Consider the following 18380-nt stretch of genomic DNA (forward strand, 5'->3'; position numbering starts at 1 on the left):
AACTGGAAGAAGGGCGAAGACACGCTGCAGGCTGCCTGAGCCACGGCGTAGATGGAGATCGATGCCGGCGCGGATTTTCCGCGCCGGTATCCCAGGCTCGAGGCTCAACTGGTGGAGGTTTAGTAATGTCTCTCGAAACGATCCGCGATCAGCTGCCGGATTACGCGCGCGATCTGAAGCTCAATATCGGCAGCGTGCTCACCCCGCAGGGCGCCCCTGGCCTGAGCGAAAAACAGATTGCCGCTGTCGCCTTGTCGACGGCGATCGCCGCCCGCAACCCGCACCTCACCCAGGCCATCGAGTCGTGGGCCAAGCCGCACCTCGACGACGCCTACGTGCACGGCGCGCGCGCCGCGGCTGCCATCATGGGCATGAACAACATTTATTACCGTTTCCTCCACTTGGTGGAAGACGGCGAGTATTCGACCATGCCGGCCCGGCTGCGCATGAACATCATCGGCAACCCGGGTATCGACAAGCTCGACTTCGAGCTGCTGTCGCTGGCGGTGTCGGCCGTGAACGGCTGCGGTATGTGCATTACTTCGCACGAGAAGAAGCTGCGCGAAGGCGGCATCAGCCGCGAGCAGATTCAGAGCGCAGTCCGTATCGCGTCGGTCATTCATGCCGTCGCCAGCGTGCTGGAGTATCACGCCAGCTCGGCTGTCGCCGCTTAGCGTGTGAGAAACCGGAGTGGCGGCTATACTTGCCGCCATGTCCCCCCGCCCCACGAGACTGTCCGCCGGCGTGGTTGTGATTCGTGAGACTCACGAGGGCTGGCTTTACCTGTTATTGCGCGCCTACAACCATTGGGATTTTCCCAAAGGCATGGTCGAGCCCGGCGAGGAGCCGCTGGCGGCGGCGATCCGCGAAGTGCGCGAAGAGACCCTCATCGAAGATCTCGAATTCGCCTGGGGCGAGGTCTACACCCAAACCAACCCGTACAGCCGCGGCAAGGTCGCTCGTTATTACATAGCCAAGACGCGCACGGCCGAGGTCTCCTTGCCCGTGATCGAAGCGCTCGGCCGCGCCGAGCACAACGAGTTTCGTTGGGTGGATCGGGCCGCCGCGCTCAGGCTGGTTTCTCCTCGGGTCGCCCCCATTATCGAATGGGCCGCCGGCCACATCGAGCCGCGCCAGAGCGCATTGGATATAGGTGAGGCTTCCGCATAAATGACAGCCAAGCAGGTCGTCATCGTCGGCGCCGGATTCGCCGGGCTGAATGCCGCGAAGCGCCTGGGGAACGTCGAGGGCGTCACGGTCACGGTCATCGACCGTGAGAATCATCATCTGTTTCAACCGCTGCTGTATCAAGTCGCGATGGCGGCGCTCAGCCCGGCCGACATCGCCGTTCCAATTCGCAGCCTGCTCGCCCGCTGCGGGAACATCCGCGTCTTGAAGGCCACGGCGCAAAGCGTCGACACCGCCAATCGCAAAGTCATCACCGACACGGGCGAGATTCCGTACGACTATCTGCTGTTGGGCTGTGGCGCTCAGCACGCCTATTTCGGTTACGAGCAATGGGAAGCTCACGCGCCCGGGCTCAAGACGCTGCCGCAGGCCACGGAGATTCGACGGCGCGTGCTCGAGGCGTTCGAGATCGCGGAGCGCGAGACACATCCGGACGAGCGGCGTCGGCACCTCACATTCATCGTCATCGGCGGCGGCCCGACGGGTGTCGAGCTCGCCGGTGCGATCGGTGAAATGAGTCGCTTCACGCTGGCTCGCGATTTTCGCAGCATCGACCCACGGCAGACGCGCGTGATCCTGGTCGAGGCCGGCCCGAGAATTCTCACGAGCTTCGATGACAAGCTTGCCGCACGCGCCATGCGCGATCTCGAGTCGCTAGGCGTGCAAGTGTGGACGAGCGCCCGAGTCACGGATGTGACTAACGAAGGTGTCGTGGTCGGCAACGAAAAGATCGCTGCAGCCACGGTGTTGTGGGCCGCGGGCGTGCGTGCTGCCGATATCGGCCGCACGTTGGGCGTCACAGTCGATCAAGCCGGCCGTGTCGTCACTGGTCCCGATCTCACTATCGAAGGACATCCAGAAGTCTTCGTGCTCGGCGACATGTCGAGTCGCGTGGGTGCGAACGGACGACCCCTGCCCGGTGTCGCGCTGGTAGCCATGCAGGAAGGCATCTACGCGGCGGACATCATCAAAAAAGAAGTTCGCAATCGTGCGCAAACGCCGCGACCCGCGTTCGAGTACGTCGATCTCGGGCAGATGGCGACCATCGGCCGCAGCCGCGCCATCAGCGAATTCCGCGGCTTGAAGCTGTCGGGCGTGCCGGCGTGGTGGTTCTGGTTATTGGTGCACATCTACCGGCTGAGCGGCTTTCGCAATCGCCTGTCGGTGCTGGTGCAGTGGGCGTGGTCTTATATGACCTTCGGTCGCGGCGCGCGTCTGATCGTCGCCAAGGACTGGCAGTCGTATCCGGACAAGATTCCCGTCAGTCGCGGAAATTCTTGAACTGCAGCGGCATCTCGAGCTTGGCGCCGCGCGCCAGCCGAATCGTTTCCTGCAAGTCATCCCGGCTCTTGCCGGTGACCCGCACCTGCTTGTCCTGGATCGCGGCCTGCACTTTCAGTTTCGAATCCTTGATCAGGCGCTGCAGCTTCTTGCCCAGCTCGCTGTCGATGCCTTCGCGCAGCGTCACGACCTGACGCGCCGTCTGACCGAGCACGACGGGATCTTCGACCTTGGTGCAGGCGACGTCGATGCCGCGCTTGGACAGCTTGAGCATCAGGATGTCGAGCATCTGCTTGAGCTGAAATTCCGCCTGCGCCGTCAGGGTCACGACCAGGTCTTTCAACTCGTACTTGGCGTTGGTGCCTTTGAAATCGAAGCGCGTGCCGACTTCGCGGTTCGCCTGGTCGACGGCATTGCTCACTTCGTGGGCATCGAGCTCGGAAACGATATCGAACGACGGCATGGCGGCGGCTCTTCAGCGGCTGACGAGAGGCGCGTCGGGTTGCAGGTCGATGCGGCAACCCATGGCGCTGCTGGTGAGCGCGGCCTCGATGATGCGGATTGTGTCATAGGCCTGCGCGGCTGACACCGGCACAGGGCCATCGTCTTCGATGGCCGTCCGCATGTCTTCGTAGAACGACAGCCAGCGACCTGTCTCGGGCGTGACGACCTCGCGCTGTCCGGTTTCGCCATACACCAGCGTGCCCCACTGTTCCGCGGGCTCGACTCCGAAGAAGTGTTCGTTCGGTTCCGCGCCGGCGCGCAGTTGCGCTTCCTGTTGATCGAGGCCCGCTTTGAGAAACGAGGCGCGTGAACCGTTGACGCGATAGCGATACCCGCCGTCCGCAGTGAGCAAGCTGACGCCCAGCGTGATGCGCAACTTGCCCTTGCCGAGCAGGATTTCGAAGCCGTCGACGGTGACGCTGTTCTCTCGCTGGATGAATGCATTGGCGTACAGCCACTCGGGCATGCCGAACAACACCACGGTCTGATCGATCAAGTGCGTGCCGAGATCGTAGAGAATGCCGTTGCCAGGCTCGTCGCGATCGCGCCAGCGATCCGTGACTTGCGGCCGAAAGCGGTCCCAGCGAGCGTGATACGAGTTGATCTCGCCGAGCTGACCGGCGTCGATCAGCTTTTTCATCGTCAGGAAGTCGCTGTCCCAGCGCCGGTTGTGAAACACCGCAAGCTTGCGTCTGCTGCTGCTGGCCAGCTGATCCAGATCGGTGAGCTCCAGTGTCGAGGCCGCCGCGGGCTTGTCGACCACTACATGTTTGCCAGCGCGCAATGCGGCGGCAGCCTGTGGTGCATGCAGCGTGCTCGGCGAAGCGATCACCACCAAGTCGATGTCATCGCGTGCGAGCAGCTCGTCCGCCGAGCCGAGGACATCGACCTTGCCCAGGTATTCCCGGGCCGAGTCGGGCTTGCTGGTGACGACTGCGGGAATCGAAAAGCCGGCGGCGCGCAACAGCGGCGCATGAAAATACCGACCCGCCACCCCGAAGCCGAGAATGCCTGCTCGTAGTGTCATGCGGTCGAGTATAGCGCCGCGGCGCCCGCTGCTCAGCCCGAGCCGGTCATGATGAGCAGCATCACCGCGAATAGGGTCAGCACGAAAATGACCATGATGCTCAACAGGAACAACCGCACCCACGCACCAAAGCGCGACAGGCCATAGGCGCCGCGCAGCTGCTTATACAGATGCAGGGGCGGGATGACCGCAAGCGCGGTCCCCCAGAGGAAAGCGCTGACGCCGAGCGTGTCGGCCACGGAAAGCAGCACGACGAGCAGCATCATGAAGCTGATCGAGTAGGTGACGAAGATGGCGTGGTCGTAGATATGGACGTCCCGCCGCCAGAAGAACAGCAGCCACATGAACGGCATGCTGAGTGGAATCAGCGCCCAGGAATATTTGTAACCGGCCGTCTTGAGTTTATAGGCGAGCAGGGCGGGATTGTCGCCGGCCTTCTTGACGGCCTCCTCGATACGCTTCAGGCCATTTGTATTCTTGGCCACGGTCGCCGGGACGGAGGCCGATCGATCGTCCGCCGCCTGCTCGTCGGCTTCCGGTTTCGCGGCCCGTGGGTCGATGGGCGCCCCATTGGCTGCGGCGAGGGCTTGGGCGAGCTCTATTTGCCTTTGAGGCAATGCCGCCAGCTTGCTCAGGTCGCCGCCGAGCATGGTTTGCATGACTTCGCGTGCGGACATCGCCTCGTTGAGGGTGGTCAGGATCTCCGCCCGCTCGGCGGCGGAAAGATTCTCTGCCTCGAGCTTCTCCTGTTGCGCTTCGATCTTGTCGTCGAGCTCCTCGATGTTGGCCGCGATGTTCTCTTGATATTGCTCCCGAACGCCGAGCGGGTCGTCCGGCACCGATAACGAGTCCTCGGTGAACGGAAACACCGCGAACATCAGGAACACCGAGAACAGATACAGCGCCATGGGCGAGACGAACTTGGCGCGCTCGCCGTCGATATACCGGCGCGTCAGGCGGCCCGGCCGAAGGAACAGCTCCGGAATGGTGTTCCAGACTTTCCCTTCGAAATGAAATACGCCATGCAGGATGTCATGGCCGAGCGCTACCAGGCTGCGATGGGGATGCGCTGTCTGCCCGCAGTTGGAGCAGTAGGGCCCGGTCAGGACAGCGCCGCAATTCAGGCAGTTGCCATGACTCTCGTGTTTCTGTGCTTCGCCCGCGGCAGGCTCGACGGCGCGCGCGATTACGCCGCCGGTGATGACATCCGCCGCTGCTTCCCCATGTCCTTCCATGGACGTAAAAATACCATTTTGCAGGATCGGCCGTTACACCCTGTCCGTGCCGAACTTCACATGTCCATCCACCAGCGTGCTCAACACCTTGGCGCGCGTGATCTGTTCCGGTGCGCAGCGGGTGAGGTCCGTATCCAAGATCGTCAGATCCGCCAGGTAGCCCGGCGCGATCAGTCCGAGGCGATCATCCTGAAAACCGGCGTAAGCATTGGTCGTTGTATACGCGGTCAGCGATTCCTGCACGGTGATGCGTTCTTCCGGCATCCAGCCGCTGGGATTCGCGCCATCGATGGTTTGCCGGAGCACCGCCGCCGAAACGCCGAGCAGCGGATCGATCGGCGCGACCGGCCAGTCCGAGCCGAACGTCACCTTCGCCTTGGCGTCGAGGAGCGAGCGAATGGCCCACGCGCCGTGCAGCCGCTCCGGCCCGAGCGGCTTGATGGCCCAGCGACCATCGTCGATGGCGTGATACGGCTGCATGGACGCGATCACGTTCAGCTTGGCGAAACGCGGCACGTCACTGGCCAGCAGATGCTGAGCATGCTCGATGCGGAAGCGGCGGTCGCGCGCGCCGTTCTTCTGTATTGCTTCCTCGAACATGCCGAGCACCTTGTCGTTACCTTCGTCGCCGATGGCGTGCACTGTGATGTGCAATCCGGCCGCGTCTGCGCCCAGAATCAGTTCGCGCAGTTTCTCCGGTGGTGTGCGATAGATGCCGTGATTGCCAGGATCATCGGCGTAAGGTTCGTGGAACACGGCGGTGCGTGAGCCCAGAGAGCCATCGATCAACCCTTTCAGCGCGCCCCAACGCACCCAGTCGTCGCCCAGTCCCTCAGCTTTGACCAGCGCGTCGAGCTTGCGCCAATCCTCCAGCGGCACGAAGGAATAGAAACGCATGTCGACTTTTTTCTGCTTGCGCAACCGGCGCAGCGCTTCGTGCGTCACCCAATCGAGCTCCGTGACATGCACCTGCGTGACGCCTTTGGACAAAGCGTGCGCCGTGCCGACACCGATGGCCGCATCGATATCCGCATCGCTCGGCGCGGGGATCGCGGCTTTCAATAAATCCTTGGCCTTGTCCTTGATCAGCCCCGTGGGTTCGCCTTTTTCGTCTCGAACGATCAAACCACCTTCGGGATCCGGCGTGTTGCGATCGATGCGCGCCAGCTTCAGCGCCAGTGAATTCAACAACGCGACGTGCTGATCGAGCCGAACCACAGCGACCGGTGTATTCGGCGTGACCGCATCGATCCACTCACGCGACGGCAATTCGCCGCCCCACATCTGCTCGTCCCAGTTGCCGCCTTGCAGCCACTGGCCCGGTCGTAACGCCTTCGCAGACTTCGCGATGCGATCAATAAATTCTTCGCGCGTCTTCGCCGTGCGCAGTTCGGGCGAGCTCAGTCCAAACGACGCGCGCAGAAAATGAGTGTGATTGTCGATGAATCCCGGCATAACGAACGCGCCACGCAAATCGACGATGCGCGTGGTCTTGCTGGCGAGCTTGCGAACACGTTCCGTGTCGCCGACGACCGAAACGCGGTTGCCCGAGATGCCGATGGCGCTCGCGAGCGGAACGTCGCGCTGACCCGTCCAGACTTTCGCATTCAAATAAGCGACATCGAGCGGCCGGTCCGCCGCGACGAGCTGACGGGTGGCGAGCAGCGCGCCCATCCCCAGCAGCAGTTCCCTTCGATTGATCAAAGCAGGTCTCCTGGCGTCGGCGTGCCGTCGATGCTCGGGGCGAGCAGCTTGGCTTGCGCGTCCAGCTCTTTTAGAAACAATCGCGCCGCCGGCGACAGCGAGCGCGCGGCATGCGTCACGACGCCGATTGAGCGCGCCACCGTGGGATTGCGCAGCTTGCGATAAGCGAGCGTCGGTGAATCGAGTTGCGCCAGTGTGAGACGGCTGAGCGCGCTGATGCCGATGCCGGCATTGACCAGACTGCCGATGGTGGTCGGTTGTTTACAATTGAACAGCGGCTCGGCAGCGATGCCAGCTTCTTCCATCGCCCGATCGATCATGGCGCGCAGGCCCGTTTCCGGCGACAGAATCACGAAGGAGCGAGTCGCGAACACCGACCAGTCATGTTCCTCACGATGCGAGAGCATGTCATCGTTGCGACAAACGAGCACGACCTCGTCACGTAGCAGTGGGCGGTAGCGCAAGTCGCTGCTGATGGGCGGCGGCGTCGATAAGCCGATGTCGGCACGGCCTTCGAGGACCGCGCGATGCACTGGCGTGCCGACGTCTTCCCAGATCTGGATCCGAACATCGGGTTGTCGCTCACGGAAGCTCACGATAGTGCCCGGCAACAACAGCGCTGCGACCGATGGGAACGCAGCGATTCGCACCACGCCCTGCCGACCGGCGACGAAGTCGTCGAACTCGGCGAACACTTCCTGGTATTCGTTCATGAGCCGCCGCGCCAGCGGTTCCAGCCGCTCGCCGGCCGGAGTCAGGCGCAGCTTGCGCGTGTCGCGATCGAACAGGCGTGTGCCCAATTTGCCTTCGATCTGCTGGATGGTGCGGCTCAGCGCCGGCTGCGACACCCCCAGGGCCTCGGCCGCGTCGCCGAAGCTGCCGGTATCGGCCAGCGTCAAGAACGCCGAGAGTTGTTGCAAGTTCAGGCGCGATTGCATCGGGGGCAAGGGTTTCATGGTCTGTCACGCATCGGCAATAGCTTTCAGTCCGGCTATGCATAAATAACCGCGGCTGCATTGCTGCCCCGGCCGGCTCCCGCCGTATGCTCGCGGCCTATGATTCCATTACTGGCAGGCACCCGGATCCTGGAGCTGAGCGCGGTCGTCATGGGCCCGTTCGCAGGTCAGATCCTCGCCGACCTGGGCGCTGAAGTAATCAAGGTCGAGCCCATCGAGGGCGACGTGGCGCGCGCCTCGCACCCACAAGCTAATGGCCAAACCAACGGAATGGGTGCGCTGTACGTCAACAACAACCGTAACAAGCGCGCTATCGCCGTCGACCTCAAGAGCGCCCGCGGTAAGGCCATCATCGACAAGCTCATCCGGCGCAGCGACGTCCTGCTGCATAACATGCGGCCGGAAGCCGCCGATCGCCTTGGCCTGAGCTTCGACGCCGTCTCTGCCATCAATCCCAAACTGATCTATTGCTCGGCGATCGGTTTCGGCCAGCGTGGCCGCTATCGAGGCAAGCCCGCGTTCGACGACGTGATCCAGGCCGCGGCCGGTCTCGCCGGCATCGCCGAACACAACGGCGAAGATCCGCGCTTCATCCCGACCATTCTGGCGGACAAAGTCGGGGCGCTGCATGCCGTGTACGGTATTCTCGCCGCCCTGGTCGCGCGGGCGCACGGGCGGCAGGAAGCGTTGCGCGTCGAGGTGCCGATGTTCGAAGCGTTGACGTCCTTCGTTCTCAACGAGCATCTGGCGGCGGCGACCTTCGAAGAGCACGGCAAAGTCGGTTACTCGCGCGTGCTGTCGCCTGACCGGCGGCCCTATCGCACGCGCGATGGCTGGATCGCCGTACTGCCTTACACCGGCGAGCAATGGCGCCGCTTTCTGATTGAAGCGGGCCGCGAGGATGTGTTGAGCCTCCCGTGGTTTCATCAGGCCGACAGCCGTCACGCCAATATCGACTATCTATACAGCGTGATCGCCTCGGTGTTGCCGCAGCGGAATTCGGCGAGCTGGCTGGAGGCGCTGTCGCGTCTGGATATTCCGTGCTCTCAGGTGAACCGTCTCGAAGACCTGCTGCAGGATCCGCATCTGCACGACGTCGACTTCTTCCATGTGAGCGAACGCTACCCGCCCAACATCAAACGGATGTTGCCGCAGCCGGTCGTCTTCGGCGGCGTGGCTTCCGAGACTGACACTCCGCCGCCTGCGCTGGGCGCGGACACTCGTAGCGTGCTCGGTGAATGTGGTTACTCCGCAGCGGAGATCGATGACATGCTGGCTCAAGGCATTGCACGCGGACTGGCTCGATCGTGAGTTTCGTTCTCAGTCATCGGCAGCGGCTCGCCGCGATCGCCACGGGCTCGGCGGGCAATCTGATCGAGTGGTTCGATTTTTATATCTATGCATTCACGGCGCTGTACTTCGCTGCGAGCTTCTTCCCCGAGGGAGATCGCACGGCGCAGCTGCTGAATGTGGCGGGCATCTACGCCGTCGGCTTTCTGATCCGACCCGTGGGCGGCTGGTATTTCGGACGTTTCGCCGATCGTCACGGCCGGCGCGCCGCGTTGGTGGCGTCGGTGCTGATGATGGGCGCCGGTTCGTTGTTGATCGCCGGGCTGCCGACTTACGCAAGCATCGGCGCCTGGGCTCCGGCGCTGCTGTTGCTGGCGCGACTGTTACAAGGGTTCTCGACCGGCGGCCAGTTCGGCGCGGCCGCGACTTATCTGAGTGAAGTCTCCGCCGATGCACGTCGCGGTTTCTATGCTTCGTTTTTGTATGTGACTTTGATTGCTGGCCAGCTATGCGCATTGCTCACGCTGGTCGCTCTTCAACAGTTGCTCGACGACGCGGAATTGCGAGCATGGGGCTGGCGCATTCCGTTCGGCATCGGCGCCGTCATGGCGTTCACGGTGTTGTTGATGCGGAATCATCTGCACGAGACCACGGATAACAAAGCGACCAAGTCGCCGGACGCCGGCAGTCTGCTGGCGCTGATGCGTCACCCGAAGGCGCTGCTCATCGTGATGTCTTTGACGGCCGGCGGCGGTCTTTGCCTGTACACGTTCACCACTTATATGCAGAAGTTCTTGGTGAACACGGCGGGCATGGACATCAAGACCACCAGTAACGTGATGCTCGCGGCCATGCTGGGATTCATGCTGTTGCAGCCGGCGATGGGCGCACTGTCCGATCGCATCGGCCGTCGCAAATGTTTGTTGCTGTTCGCCGGGCTGATGATGGTGAGTGCCGTACCGCTGCTCAGCGCGTTGTCGAACGTGAAGGATCCGGGCGTCGCGTTCCTGCTGGTACTGGCGGCGCTGACTATTCTCAGCCTGTACACGTCGATCAGCGGCCTGTTCAAGGCCGAGCTGTTCCCTCAGCACATCCGCGCGCTCGGCGTCGGCCTGGCGCACAGTATCTCCATCGCGGTGTTCGGCGGCTCGGCCGAGTACATCGCGCTGCTCTGCAAGCAGGCGGGGCACGAACAAATCTACTTCTGGTATGTGGCGGCGATTTGCGCCGTGGCGTTCGCGACTGCCTTGTTCATGCGCGAGCCGCGTCGCGCTAGCATGATGGAATGAGCATGCGTTGGACGATCCACGCTTTGCTGATTGCGGGCGCGCTCAATCTCGCCGCATGCGGCCAGCGGGAAGAGCAGGCGGCGGACACGACTGCGCCGAAGATTTCCTCCGGCCGGGTCGATCAGGCCCGTGTCACAGCGGCTGATACCGAGCCGCAAAACTGGTTCACCACCGGTCGCACGTTCTCCGAAGAACGTTTCTCGCCACTGGATCAAATCAACGTCGGCAACGTCCAGCAATTGGGGTTCGCCTGGGAATATGACCTGGACACTCGGCGCGGCCTCGAAGCCACGCCCGTCGTCGTCGACGGCGTTCTGTTTGCAAGCAGCAACTGGAGCAAGGTGTACGCCTTGGATGCGCGCACCGGTCGCGAGTTGTGGTCCTTCGATCCGAAGGTGGACGGCCAATGGGCACGCAACGCCTGCTGCGACGTCGTCAATCGCGGCGTTGCCGTGTGGCAAGGCAAAGTTTATGTGGGCACGCTCGATGGTCGCTTGATCGCGCTCGATGCGAACACCGGCAAACAGCGGTGGAGCCAGGACACGTTCATCGATCGCTCGCGCTCTTACACCATCACTGGGGCGCCGCGCATCGCCGCGGGCAAAGTTATCATCGGCAATGGCGGCGGCGAAATGGGCGTACGCGGTTATATATCCGCCTACGATGCCGAGAGTGGCGAGATGGCCTGGCGCTTCTTCACCGTGCCCGGCGATCCGAAGTTGCCGTTCGAACATCCCGAGCTCGAAGCAGCCTCCAAGACCTGGGATCCCAACAGTCGATGGGAAGCAGGTGGTGGCGGTACGGCGTGGGACTCGATGGCCTACGACCCGCAGCTCAACCTGCTGTACGTGGGCACTGGCAACGCGAGCCCGTTTCCTCAATCAGTGCGCAGCCCGAAGGGCGGCGACAATTTGTATCTCAGCTCCATTCTGGCCATTCATCCCGACACGGGCCGACTCGCGTGGCATTACCAGACCACACCGGGCGAGTCATGGGACTACACCGCCGTTCAGCACATGATCCTCACCGATCTGCAAATCGGCGGCGTGACGCGCAAGGTGCTGCTGCAAGCTCCGAAGAATGGTTTCTTCTATGTGCTCGATCGCGCCAGCGGCGAGCTGTTGTCGGCGGAGAAGTATGTCAACGTCAACTGGGCCAGCCACGTCGATTTGAAAACCGGCCGACCGGTGCTGACTGGCCAGGGCGATTACTCGAAGGAGCCCAAGCGCGTCGCGCCCGGTCCGTTCGGCGGACACAACTGGCATCCGATGGCGTTCAGTCCGAAGACCGGGCTTGTTTACATTCCGACGTTGGATCGCACCGCGTACTTCGCCGCCGATCCCGACTACAAATATATCCCGCGTCGTTCATTCAACACCGGGCGAGATCCGGCGGCTGAATACGCCGCGCAAGTACGCGATCGCGCGGTGATGTCGCGCAGAGGTGCGTTGAAGGCGTGGGATCCCGTCGCTCAACGCGAAGTGTGGCGCGTCGATTATCCGTGGTTCTATAACGGTGGCTTGCTCGCCACCGCCGGCAACCTGGTGTTCCAGGGCACGACTGACGGTTATCTCAAAGCGTACGCCGCGGATACCGGCCATTTCGCGGGCGAAGTGTTCGTCGGCACGAGCATCATGGCCGCACCGGCGAGCTATGCAGTCGACGGCGAGCAATTCATCGCTGTGCTTGCCGGATACGGTGGCGCGCAGCTCGATGAATTCCTCGAAGGCTCCGCCGCACGCAAGTATGGCAACGCCGGGCGCATCGTCGCGTTCCGACTCGGTGGCGGCAAAGTGCCGATCCCGCCGGAGAAAGATTGGGATGCAAACATTCCGCCTCTGCCCGAACGCATGCCGGCCGACGCGGCTAAGTTGGTGCACGGCGCGTCATTGTTCGCACAGCATTGCGGCGTATGCCACGTCCTCGACGATTCGCCCAGTGGCTACCCCAACCTGCTGAGGCTGCCCGCTGCCAAGCACGCTATCTTCGATGAGATCGTGTTGCGAGGCGCGCTGTCCGGTCGCGGCATGGCGAGCTTCGCGAACGAGCTCAGCGAAGCCGATGCCCACGCAATTCATGCGTATCTGATCGACGAAGCCTACGCAGCCCGTAGCAAGCGCTAGCAGAGCTCAGCCGGACGTCGGGCTGCTAGCCGACTCGGCCAGCAACTTGTCGATGAGCGCGAGAAACTCAGCCACGTATTCTTCGTGGTGCTTGCCGGTGGCCGGACCCGAGAAGCCGACGTGAATGTCACGTACCGTGCCGGCGCGGTCCACGACGATGGTCGTGGGATAACCATAGATTCCGGTCAACGTCGGCAATGCCTTGCTGGCCTCATCGGTGTCCGAGACGCCAGCGATCAGCGTGGTGAACTCGATGCCCAGGTCCTTGCGATAGTTGCGTACTGCATTGGCAGCGCGTTCGAACTCGCCATGGCGCTCGAACATCAGCGCGACGATCTCCACGCCCCTGGGTCGATACTCGCGATAGAACGGCACGAGGAACACGGCTTCGTCGTGACAATTCGGACACCAGCTGCCGCCGAGCGTGACCACGACCACCTTGTCGCGAAACTTCTCGTCATGCAGTGAGACTTCGTTGCCGTCCAGGTCGCGGAAGGTGAAGTCGAAGCGGGATGTTCGATCCTTCAGCTCGGTGCTCGGTCCGGCGCCTTCCAGCGTGGCGTTTTCATTGCGGCGAGCCTTCACCGTCGAATGCGAGGCCAGGCCTTGCCACATTTCTCCTTGCAGCTCGCCCTGCTCGTTCACGTGGAGCTTATATAAATAAGCGAGCCCACCGGCGAAGGTCGACAGCTGCGCCTGCTCGCCGTGCACCTGTCCTTCGAGAAAACGATGATCGCCCGTGGGCGTCATCACCGTGCCGACGATGCGATCGTGCTGTTGCTCGAAGATGGCGACGGCGGCGGTGTTCTGGCCCTCGCTGGTCAAGGTCATTTCCCACCGGCCGGCGAGATCGGCATTATCGGTGAGCGAATCTTTATAGAAACGATACGTCCGGTCGCGCGTCGCCGTGAAAGGAATCACTTGTTCCTTGCTGTTGGCCTTGATGAGCGTGACGTTGCCTTCCAGCCGGTCACGATACATCGTGGCGCGCAGCGTGTTCTCGTAACCCGGAAACACCGCGGTCAGCCGATCGTCGGCCAGCGTCACGTTGTCGACGCGCGTGCGTTCGGCCGCGTTCACTAGGTACAAAACGAAGCGATCTTGTTCCTTGGCGACCTCGAGCCCGAACGGCGTCTCGCCGCCCGGTAATTGCAGGGCGGCGCGATACACGCCGGGTTGTGGTTCATCCACCGGCTTACCGCAACCCGCGAGGGTCGCGAAGGCGCCGGTCACGAACACGGGCAACAGGACTGATCGGGCCGCTTTCCAAGCCGCTGAGTACATGCATCCTCCGCAGGGTTGCCGGCAGTGTCGGGCGTCTGCCTTCGGACTGCAACTGCAACGATTGTGACCACGGCGGACTTGACACGGCCCGAAACAGCGGCCTGCGCGCGCGGAACCCCGCTGACGAATGGCGCGTTTTCGGACCACTGAATCCGATCACGATCTGATGGAGGCGATATGAGAACCCCGAATTTCCGGGCCGGGCTGCCGCTCCTCGGTGTGCTGGCCTTCGGCGTGCTCGCGGGTTGCAGCAGCGTTTCCGAAGTGACCAAGGAACGCGTCGCTCGCAGCGAAACTTCGACGCAACAGGCGGAGCAAACCGTCGGCCGCTCGGAAGCCGGCGCGGTCGAATTGCAACGTGCCAAGGATCATCTGGACCAGGCCAAAGCGGCGCTGAAGAAGGACAACAGCAGACAGGCGGAACGTCATGCGCAACTGGCGCAATTGGATGCCGAGCTCGCCGTGGCGAAATCACAGAGCGCGGCGGCTCGCAAAGCGGCCGACGAGTTGATGGCCAGCATTCAAACATTGCGCCAGGAAGCGGCTCGCGGCGTAGTGGCGAGCGACGAGTGATGGCGGGCAACGGAGATTCACCATGAAACATTCATACAATTTGTTGCTGACGGCCGCCGTGGCCAGTCTGCTGGGCGCCTGCGCCTCGACGCCGGACACCATCGAAGATCTCGAAGTCGCGCGTGCAGTCGTTCCGCAGGTGGAGGCATCGCCGCGTGCGGGCGTTGCGGCTACTAATGTTTCCGAGGCGCGTAAAGCGCTGGATCGAGCCAATCGAATCGCCGACAGCGGCGGTAAGTTGGCGGATATTGAATACGAGGCGCAGATCGCCGCGCGAAATGCACAGATCGCCAACGAGAAGATTCTGACGGCGCAGGCGCAGGAAGAGATCGAGAAGGGCAACGCGGAACGTCAGACGGTGCTGGCGGAAGCGCGGGATGCTGAAGCGCGACGGCGAAGCGCGGAAGCTCAGTCCGCTGAACAGAAAGCTCAGATGGCCGAGCAGCGCGCCACCACGCTCGAACAGGAACTGTCCGAGCTGCGAGCCAAGAAGACGGATCGCGGCATGGTGTTGACGCTGGGCGATGTGCTGTTCGATACCGGTCTCGCCACGCTGAAACCGGGCGCCTATACGACGATCGATCGACTCGCGACCGTGCTGAAAGAAGCGCCGGATCGCAAGGTGATGATCGAGGGTCATACGGACAGCGTCGGTACGGACGAGTACAACCAAGGCCTGTCCGAGCGTCGCGCCGCGGCTGTGCAGACTGCCTTGCTCGAACGTGGCGTGCGTTCAGAGCAAATCACCGCGGTAGGTAAGGGCGAGGGCGTGCCGGTCGCGAGCAACGACAACGCCGGGGGCCGGCAGCAGAATCGTCGCGTCGAAATGATCTTTACCGACAATCAATCCCAGGTCGCTACCGACGTGGAATAGTCGGCTTCCATGGCGAGGTCATACCCCGCTGTTCCAGTCGCCCCTTCTCTCGCCTGAGAGAAGGGGTGTCGCTGTTTATTTGTTCTCAAAAGGGAGCAGTCATGAATGTACGCATTGTCGTTGCCGATGAACGTCAGGCGAGCTTTTACGACGCCGTCACGCCCAAGTCACCGTTGACCGAGCGCGGCTCGCTGCAAAACGAAAGGGGCGGCAAACGAGATATCGAGCTGGAGACCGACCGACCGGGCCGGCGCTTCGGCGGGACTTCCGGCGTGACTCACGGCAGCGGCGGCGTGGAGGGCCATCACCACGGCGTCACTGGTGAGAAGAGCACCGTGCAACATGAGCTGACTTTGTTTGCTAAGGAAGTAGCGCGAAAGATCGAGACGGATCGGGCGCGTAACGAGTTCGACAGGCTGGTGCTGGTGGCGGGGCCCAAGATGCTCGGCCTGCTCCGTCAGTCGCTGTCGAGCCCGACGCAATCGATGCTGGCGGGCGAGGTGTCGAAGGACATCCTGCGCCAGGGCCCGGATGTGATTCTCAAGGCGGTGCCGATCGAGGCGTTCGAAACGTTTCGGATACAGTGATTCTTCGCCTGCGGCGAGCCTTCAGATACGGTCCGGCCTCAGCGAGGTACCCAGACGAGGGCGAGGGTGCGCACGTCGATATCGGTCTTGCGGGGTTTGACCGAGGTTTGCTCGATGGCGACCGTCGTCGGGTCGAGCTCGCTGCGGAGGCGGGTGACTTCGGATTCGAGCTCGGCCTGCAGGTCGTCGAGGCGTTGCTGAAGCACGTCGCGGTTTTCTTCGGCGCGACTCACATCGGTGTTCTCCTTGCCGAGGCGGCCGGCGCTGCGGGCCGCGCTGCCGATGCGTTGGGCGTTGCTGACGCTGATGGCTTTGCGGCCGAGCAAGGCGCCGAGGATGGAGGTGCCCACCGAGATGGCCGCTTGCATCTTGTGCTGTGAGAGATCGGAGCGCTCGCGCTCGACACGCTCGTCCGCACGACGCAGTTGATCCTGCAGGGTGGCGAGCTTGGGCGCGTATTTCTTGCGGAGCTTTTCGATCTCCGCGTCACGCTTTTCTCGAAGCGCCAAGCCGAGCTTGGCTCGGAAGTCGCCTTCGCTCGACCCGGGCGCGACGGCCTGGCCGACGCTTGGGCAATGGAAGATGGGCAGGGTCGCGGTGGCATACAGATGACTAACCAGCTCCTTCTGCCACAAACGATAATTCTGAACGCGCAGAATGGCTGCCGGCGTGTGCGCGTACTGCGCGTTGGGCGGCGCCTCGCTCAGCAGCTGGTCCTGAAGGTCCGCATGCGCGTGGATATCCGCTTGATCCCAATCGACGTTGGTTTCGCTTTCGTCCAAAGGCGCGATCAGCGAACGCGTTTCCCACACGTCCAAGCCGGCCGTCTTATCGACGAAATGCAGCCGGGCGATGCCGAGCACGCGAGGGTGATACGTGGCGTCCGCCTCTGAGGAATCGAGATATAACTCGGTGACTCCGGCGGGAACGACGGGCTTGTCCGCCGAGCCGATACCATGCGCGCTTGACGGTCGGTTTGTATCCGTCGCCGCATTGTTAGTGGTTGCTTCGACGCCCCGGCTCGGAGATTCAGATGCAGCGTCCCCAGCGCGAGACAGCTTGGCAATCTCCTGCAACGTCAGCGGCCCGCGAAGATACGACAGCGTCCAACGCGTTCGGAACAGCACGGGTGCGGCGTCGTGCACGTTCCGCATGAGGAAGACGCGATTCCCCAAGTTAGCCAACAGCCGTTCGAGCTGCGCCTTATCCAACCCTTCGCCTGCCGCCCCGAGCAATCCTTCGATCACGCGCGCTTTGTCGCGCTCTGTCTGCAAGCGACCGATGAACCAGGTGCCGGCATTCGACAAACCTTTGTAGTCGAGATCCACCGGATTCTGCGTCGCCAGCACCACCCCCAACCCGAACGCCCGCGCCTGCTTCATCAACGTCAGCAGCGGCAACTTCGACGGCGGCATCGCGCTCGGGGGGAAGTAGCCGAAGATCTCGTCCATATATAAGAGAGCCCGCAAGCTCGACGTACCCGACTGCCGCCGCATCCACGCGACAATTTCACCGAGCAGCAGCGTGACGACGAACATGCGCTCCGCATCGCCGAGGTGCGCAATCGAGATCACTGAGATCCGCGGCTTGCCGTCGGCTGTGAACAACAAGCGTTGCACGTCCAGCGGCTCGCCCTTCATCCACGGTGCGAAGCTGGGCGAGGCGATCAAGTTGTTGAGCGCCATCGCCAGCTGCATGCGTTCCTTGGCCGGATAAAAAGACTCCAGCTCGAACACGCCGACCTTGTCGAACGGAGGCTTTTGAATGCCTTGAATGAGGGCCGCCAGCGTGAGATCGCGGCCCGCGCTCCAGGCCTGCTCGAACAGGCTCGCGAGCAGGATGTGCTCGCGACTTTGAATGGGATCGGCCTCGATTCCCGCCAGACCGAGCAGTCCACCAACCGTGGCATTGACACGCTCGCGCATCGAGCCTGTGTCGAGTCGTTGCTCCTCGGAGGGCGCGGCGAAGGACTGGAGCACCGACAAAGGCCGGCCGGCTTCACTGCCCGGCGTGTAGATGGCGATATCGACAGCGTCGCGGAAGCGGGCGATACGCGCGCCGTCCTGTTCCCAATCGGCCAGACCCGTGCGCCAGGTTTCGGCCGTTTTGGCCGCCGCATCTTCGGGCGCGAGACCTTGGCGGGCCGCGGCGCCGGAATCGATCCAAGGTGCGAAGTCCTCGGAGCGCAACGACGGAAAACTCAGCAGCAGGTTACCCAGATCTCCCTTGGGGTCGATGGCGATGGCCGGCACGCCATCGATGGCCGCTTCCTCCAGCAACGACAGGCACAGGCCCGTCTTGCCGCTGCCCGTCATGCCGACACAGACCGCGTGCGTCGTCAGATCGCGCGAGTCGTACAGGAGTAGGTCGGGTCGGTCCGCGCCGCGCTCGGCGTCGTACTCGCGGCCCAGATAGAAGGAGCCGAGAGCTTCGTAAGAGGGAAGGGTAGCCATGAAGAATTTGCT

Annotated in this window: 16 protein-coding genes; 9 read left to right on the forward strand and 7 right to left on the reverse strand. The window is 62.7% G+C overall.

Annotated elements, in window-relative coordinates:
* The first annotated feature begins 125 nt into the window (after nt 1-125).
* Genes VGD45_RS13395 through VGD45_RS13405 form a run of 3 tightly spaced genes read left to right on the forward strand, consistent with a single transcriptional unit; the run spans nt 126 to nt 2469 of the window.
* Entirely contained in the window at nt 126-674 is a 549-nt protein-coding gene (locus tag VGD45_RS13395) for a carboxymuconolactone decarboxylase family protein (RefSeq protein ID WP_331155818.1), read from the forward strand.
* Nucleotides 675-711: 37 nt separating this feature from the next.
* A complete protein-coding gene (locus VGD45_RS13400) occupies nt 712-1170 on the forward strand; it encodes an NUDIX domain-containing protein (protein ID WP_331155819.1) in 459 nt (152 codons plus the stop codon).
* Nucleotides 1171-2469, forward strand: a complete 1299-nt coding sequence (locus tag VGD45_RS13405; protein ID WP_331155820.1) for an NAD(P)/FAD-dependent oxidoreductase — start codon at nt 1171-1173, stop codon at nt 2467-2469. It begins immediately after the preceding gene.
* On the opposite strand, the gene VGD45_RS13410 is transcribed toward VGD45_RS13405, so the two are convergent.
* From VGD45_RS13410 to VGD45_RS13430, 5 genes are read right to left on the reverse strand one after another with little or no spacing between them, the layout of a single operon-like run.
* The gene (locus VGD45_RS13410) at nt 2450-2932 is read right to left on the reverse strand and encodes a YajQ family cyclic di-GMP-binding protein (RefSeq protein ID WP_331155821.1); all 483 of its coding nucleotides are present in this window, start codon (nt 2930-2932) and stop codon (nt 2450-2452) included. The genes VGD45_RS13405 and VGD45_RS13410 overlap by 20 nt on opposite strands.
* Nucleotides 2933-2944: 12 nt before the next feature.
* Nucleotides 2945-4000, reverse strand: coding sequence for a Gfo/Idh/MocA family oxidoreductase (locus VGD45_RS13415; RefSeq protein WP_331155822.1), 1056 nt, complete (start codon nt 3998-4000; stop codon nt 2945-2947).
* 32 nt (nt 4001-4032) lie between these two features.
* Nucleotides 4033-5235, reverse strand: a complete 1203-nt coding sequence (locus tag VGD45_RS13420; RefSeq protein WP_331155823.1) for a DUF3667 domain-containing protein — start codon at nt 5233-5235, stop codon at nt 4033-4035.
* Nucleotides 5236-5268: 33 nt separating this feature from the next.
* Nucleotides 5269-6939, reverse strand: a complete 1671-nt coding sequence (locus VGD45_RS13425) for an amidohydrolase (protein ID WP_331155824.1) — start codon at nt 6937-6939, stop codon at nt 5269-5271.
* A complete protein-coding gene (locus tag VGD45_RS13430; RefSeq protein ID WP_331155825.1) occupies nt 6936-7895 on the reverse strand; it encodes a LysR family transcriptional regulator in 960 nt (319 codons plus the stop codon). Before VGD45_RS13430 ends, VGD45_RS13425 begins: the two co-directional genes overlap by 4 nt.
* 99 nt (nt 7896-7994) lie before the next feature.
* Here VGD45_RS13430 and VGD45_RS13435 point away from each other — a divergent pair, with 99 nt between their 5' ends.
* Genes VGD45_RS13435 through VGD45_RS13445 form a run of 3 tightly spaced genes read left to right on the forward strand, consistent with a single transcriptional unit; the run spans nt 7995 to nt 12597 of the window.
* Nucleotides 7995-9206, forward strand: a complete 1212-nt coding sequence (locus tag VGD45_RS13435) for a CoA transferase (protein WP_331155826.1) — start codon at nt 7995-7997, stop codon at nt 9204-9206.
* The gene (locus VGD45_RS13440) at nt 9203-10474 is read left to right on the forward strand and encodes an MFS family transporter (RefSeq protein WP_331155827.1); all 1272 of its coding nucleotides are present in this window, start codon (nt 9203-9205) and stop codon (nt 10472-10474) included. The genes VGD45_RS13435 and VGD45_RS13440 overlap by 4 nt, the downstream gene beginning before the upstream one ends.
* Before the next feature lie 2 nt (nt 10475-10476).
* On the forward strand, nt 10477-12597 hold the full coding sequence (locus tag VGD45_RS13445) for a PQQ-dependent dehydrogenase, methanol/ethanol family (RefSeq protein WP_331155828.1): 2121 nt from the start codon (nt 10477-10479) through the stop codon (nt 12595-12597).
* Nucleotides 12598-12603: 6 nt separating this feature from the next.
* Here VGD45_RS13445 and VGD45_RS13450 read toward each other — a convergent pair whose 3' ends face one another.
* Nucleotides 12604-13881 carry a TlpA disulfide reductase family protein gene (locus tag VGD45_RS13450; RefSeq protein WP_331155829.1) on the reverse strand — a complete coding sequence of 426 codons (1278 nt, stop codon included), beginning with the start codon at nt 13879-13881 and terminating at the stop codon, nt 12604-12606.
* A 177-nt stretch (nt 13882-14058) separates the two neighbouring features.
* Between VGD45_RS13450 and VGD45_RS13455 the strand changes: the two genes are divergently transcribed.
* From VGD45_RS13455 to VGD45_RS13465, 3 genes are all read left to right on the forward strand, one after another.
* Nucleotides 14059-14454 (forward strand): DUF4398 domain-containing protein, encoded by a 396-nt coding sequence (locus VGD45_RS13455; RefSeq protein ID WP_331155830.1) that lies wholly within the window; start codon nt 14059-14061, stop codon nt 14452-14454.
* Nucleotides 14455-14476: 22 nt separating this feature from the next.
* Nucleotides 14477-15328 (forward strand): OmpA family protein, encoded by an 852-nt coding sequence (locus tag VGD45_RS13460; protein WP_331155831.1) that lies wholly within the window; start codon nt 14477-14479, stop codon nt 15326-15328.
* Nucleotides 15329-15429: 101 nt separating this feature from the next.
* The gene (locus tag VGD45_RS13465; RefSeq protein WP_331155832.1) at nt 15430-15915 is read left to right on the forward strand and encodes a host attachment protein; all 486 of its coding nucleotides are present in this window, start codon (nt 15430-15432) and stop codon (nt 15913-15915) included.
* A gap of 38 nt (nt 15916-15953) precedes the next feature.
* On the opposite strand, the gene VGD45_RS13470 is transcribed toward VGD45_RS13465, so the two are convergent.
* Nucleotides 15954-18368: a hypothetical protein gene (locus VGD45_RS13470; protein ID WP_331155833.1), complete on the reverse strand. Its 2415-nt coding sequence runs from the start codon at nt 18366-18368 to the stop codon at nt 15954-15956.
* Nucleotides 18369-18380: the final 12 nt, after the last annotated feature.

The organism is Steroidobacter sp. (genome assembly GCF_036402275.1).
Lineage (GTDB): Bacteria > Pseudomonadota > Gammaproteobacteria > Steroidobacterales > Steroidobacteraceae > Steroidobacter.

What these genes read in the sequence shown, in the direction of transcription:
- VGD45_RS13395 (WP_331155818.1), top strand. Translation starts at nt 126, where the DNA reads ATGTCTCTCGAAACGATCCGCGATCAGCTGCCGGATTACGCGCGCGAT.
- VGD45_RS13400 (WP_331155819.1), top strand. Translation starts at nt 712, where the DNA reads ATGTCCCCCCGCCCCACGAGACTGTCCGCCGGCGTGGTTGTGATTCGT.
- VGD45_RS13405 (WP_331155820.1), top strand. Translation starts at nt 1,171, where the DNA reads ATGACAGCCAAGCAGGTCGTCATCGTCGGCGCCGGATTCGCCGGGCTG.
- VGD45_RS13410 (WP_331155821.1), bottom strand. Translation starts at nt 2,932, where the DNA reads ATGCCGTCGTTCGATATCGTTTCCGAGCTCGATGCCCACGAAGTGAGC.
- VGD45_RS13415 (WP_331155822.1), bottom strand. Translation starts at nt 4,000, where the DNA reads ATGACACTACGAGCAGGCATTCTCGGCTTCGGGGTGGCGGGTCGGTAT.
- VGD45_RS13420 (WP_331155823.1), bottom strand. Translation starts at nt 5,235, where the DNA reads ATGGAAGGACATGGGGAAGCAGCGGCGGATGTCATCACCGGCGGCGTA.
- VGD45_RS13430 (WP_331155825.1), bottom strand. Translation starts at nt 7,895, where the DNA reads ATGAAACCCTTGCCCCCGATGCAATCGCGCCTGAACTTGCAACAACTC.
- VGD45_RS13435 (WP_331155826.1), top strand. Translation starts at nt 7,995, where the DNA reads ATGATTCCATTACTGGCAGGCACCCGGATCCTGGAGCTGAGCGCGGTC.
- VGD45_RS13445 (WP_331155828.1), top strand. Translation starts at nt 10,477, where the DNA reads ATGCGTTGGACGATCCACGCTTTGCTGATTGCGGGCGCGCTCAATCTC.
- VGD45_RS13450 (WP_331155829.1), bottom strand. Translation starts at nt 13,881, where the DNA reads ATGTACTCAGCGGCTTGGAAAGCGGCCCGATCAGTCCTGTTGCCCGTG.
- VGD45_RS13455 (WP_331155830.1), top strand. Translation starts at nt 14,059, where the DNA reads ATGAGAACCCCGAATTTCCGGGCCGGGCTGCCGCTCCTCGGTGTGCTG.
- VGD45_RS13460 (WP_331155831.1), top strand. Translation starts at nt 14,477, where the DNA reads ATGAAACATTCATACAATTTGTTGCTGACGGCCGCCGTGGCCAGTCTG.
- VGD45_RS13465 (WP_331155832.1), top strand. Translation starts at nt 15,430, where the DNA reads ATGAATGTACGCATTGTCGTTGCCGATGAACGTCAGGCGAGCTTTTAC.
- VGD45_RS13470 (WP_331155833.1), bottom strand. Translation starts at nt 18,368, where the DNA reads ATGGCTACCCTTCCCTCTTACGAAGCTCTCGGCTCCTTCTATCTGGGC.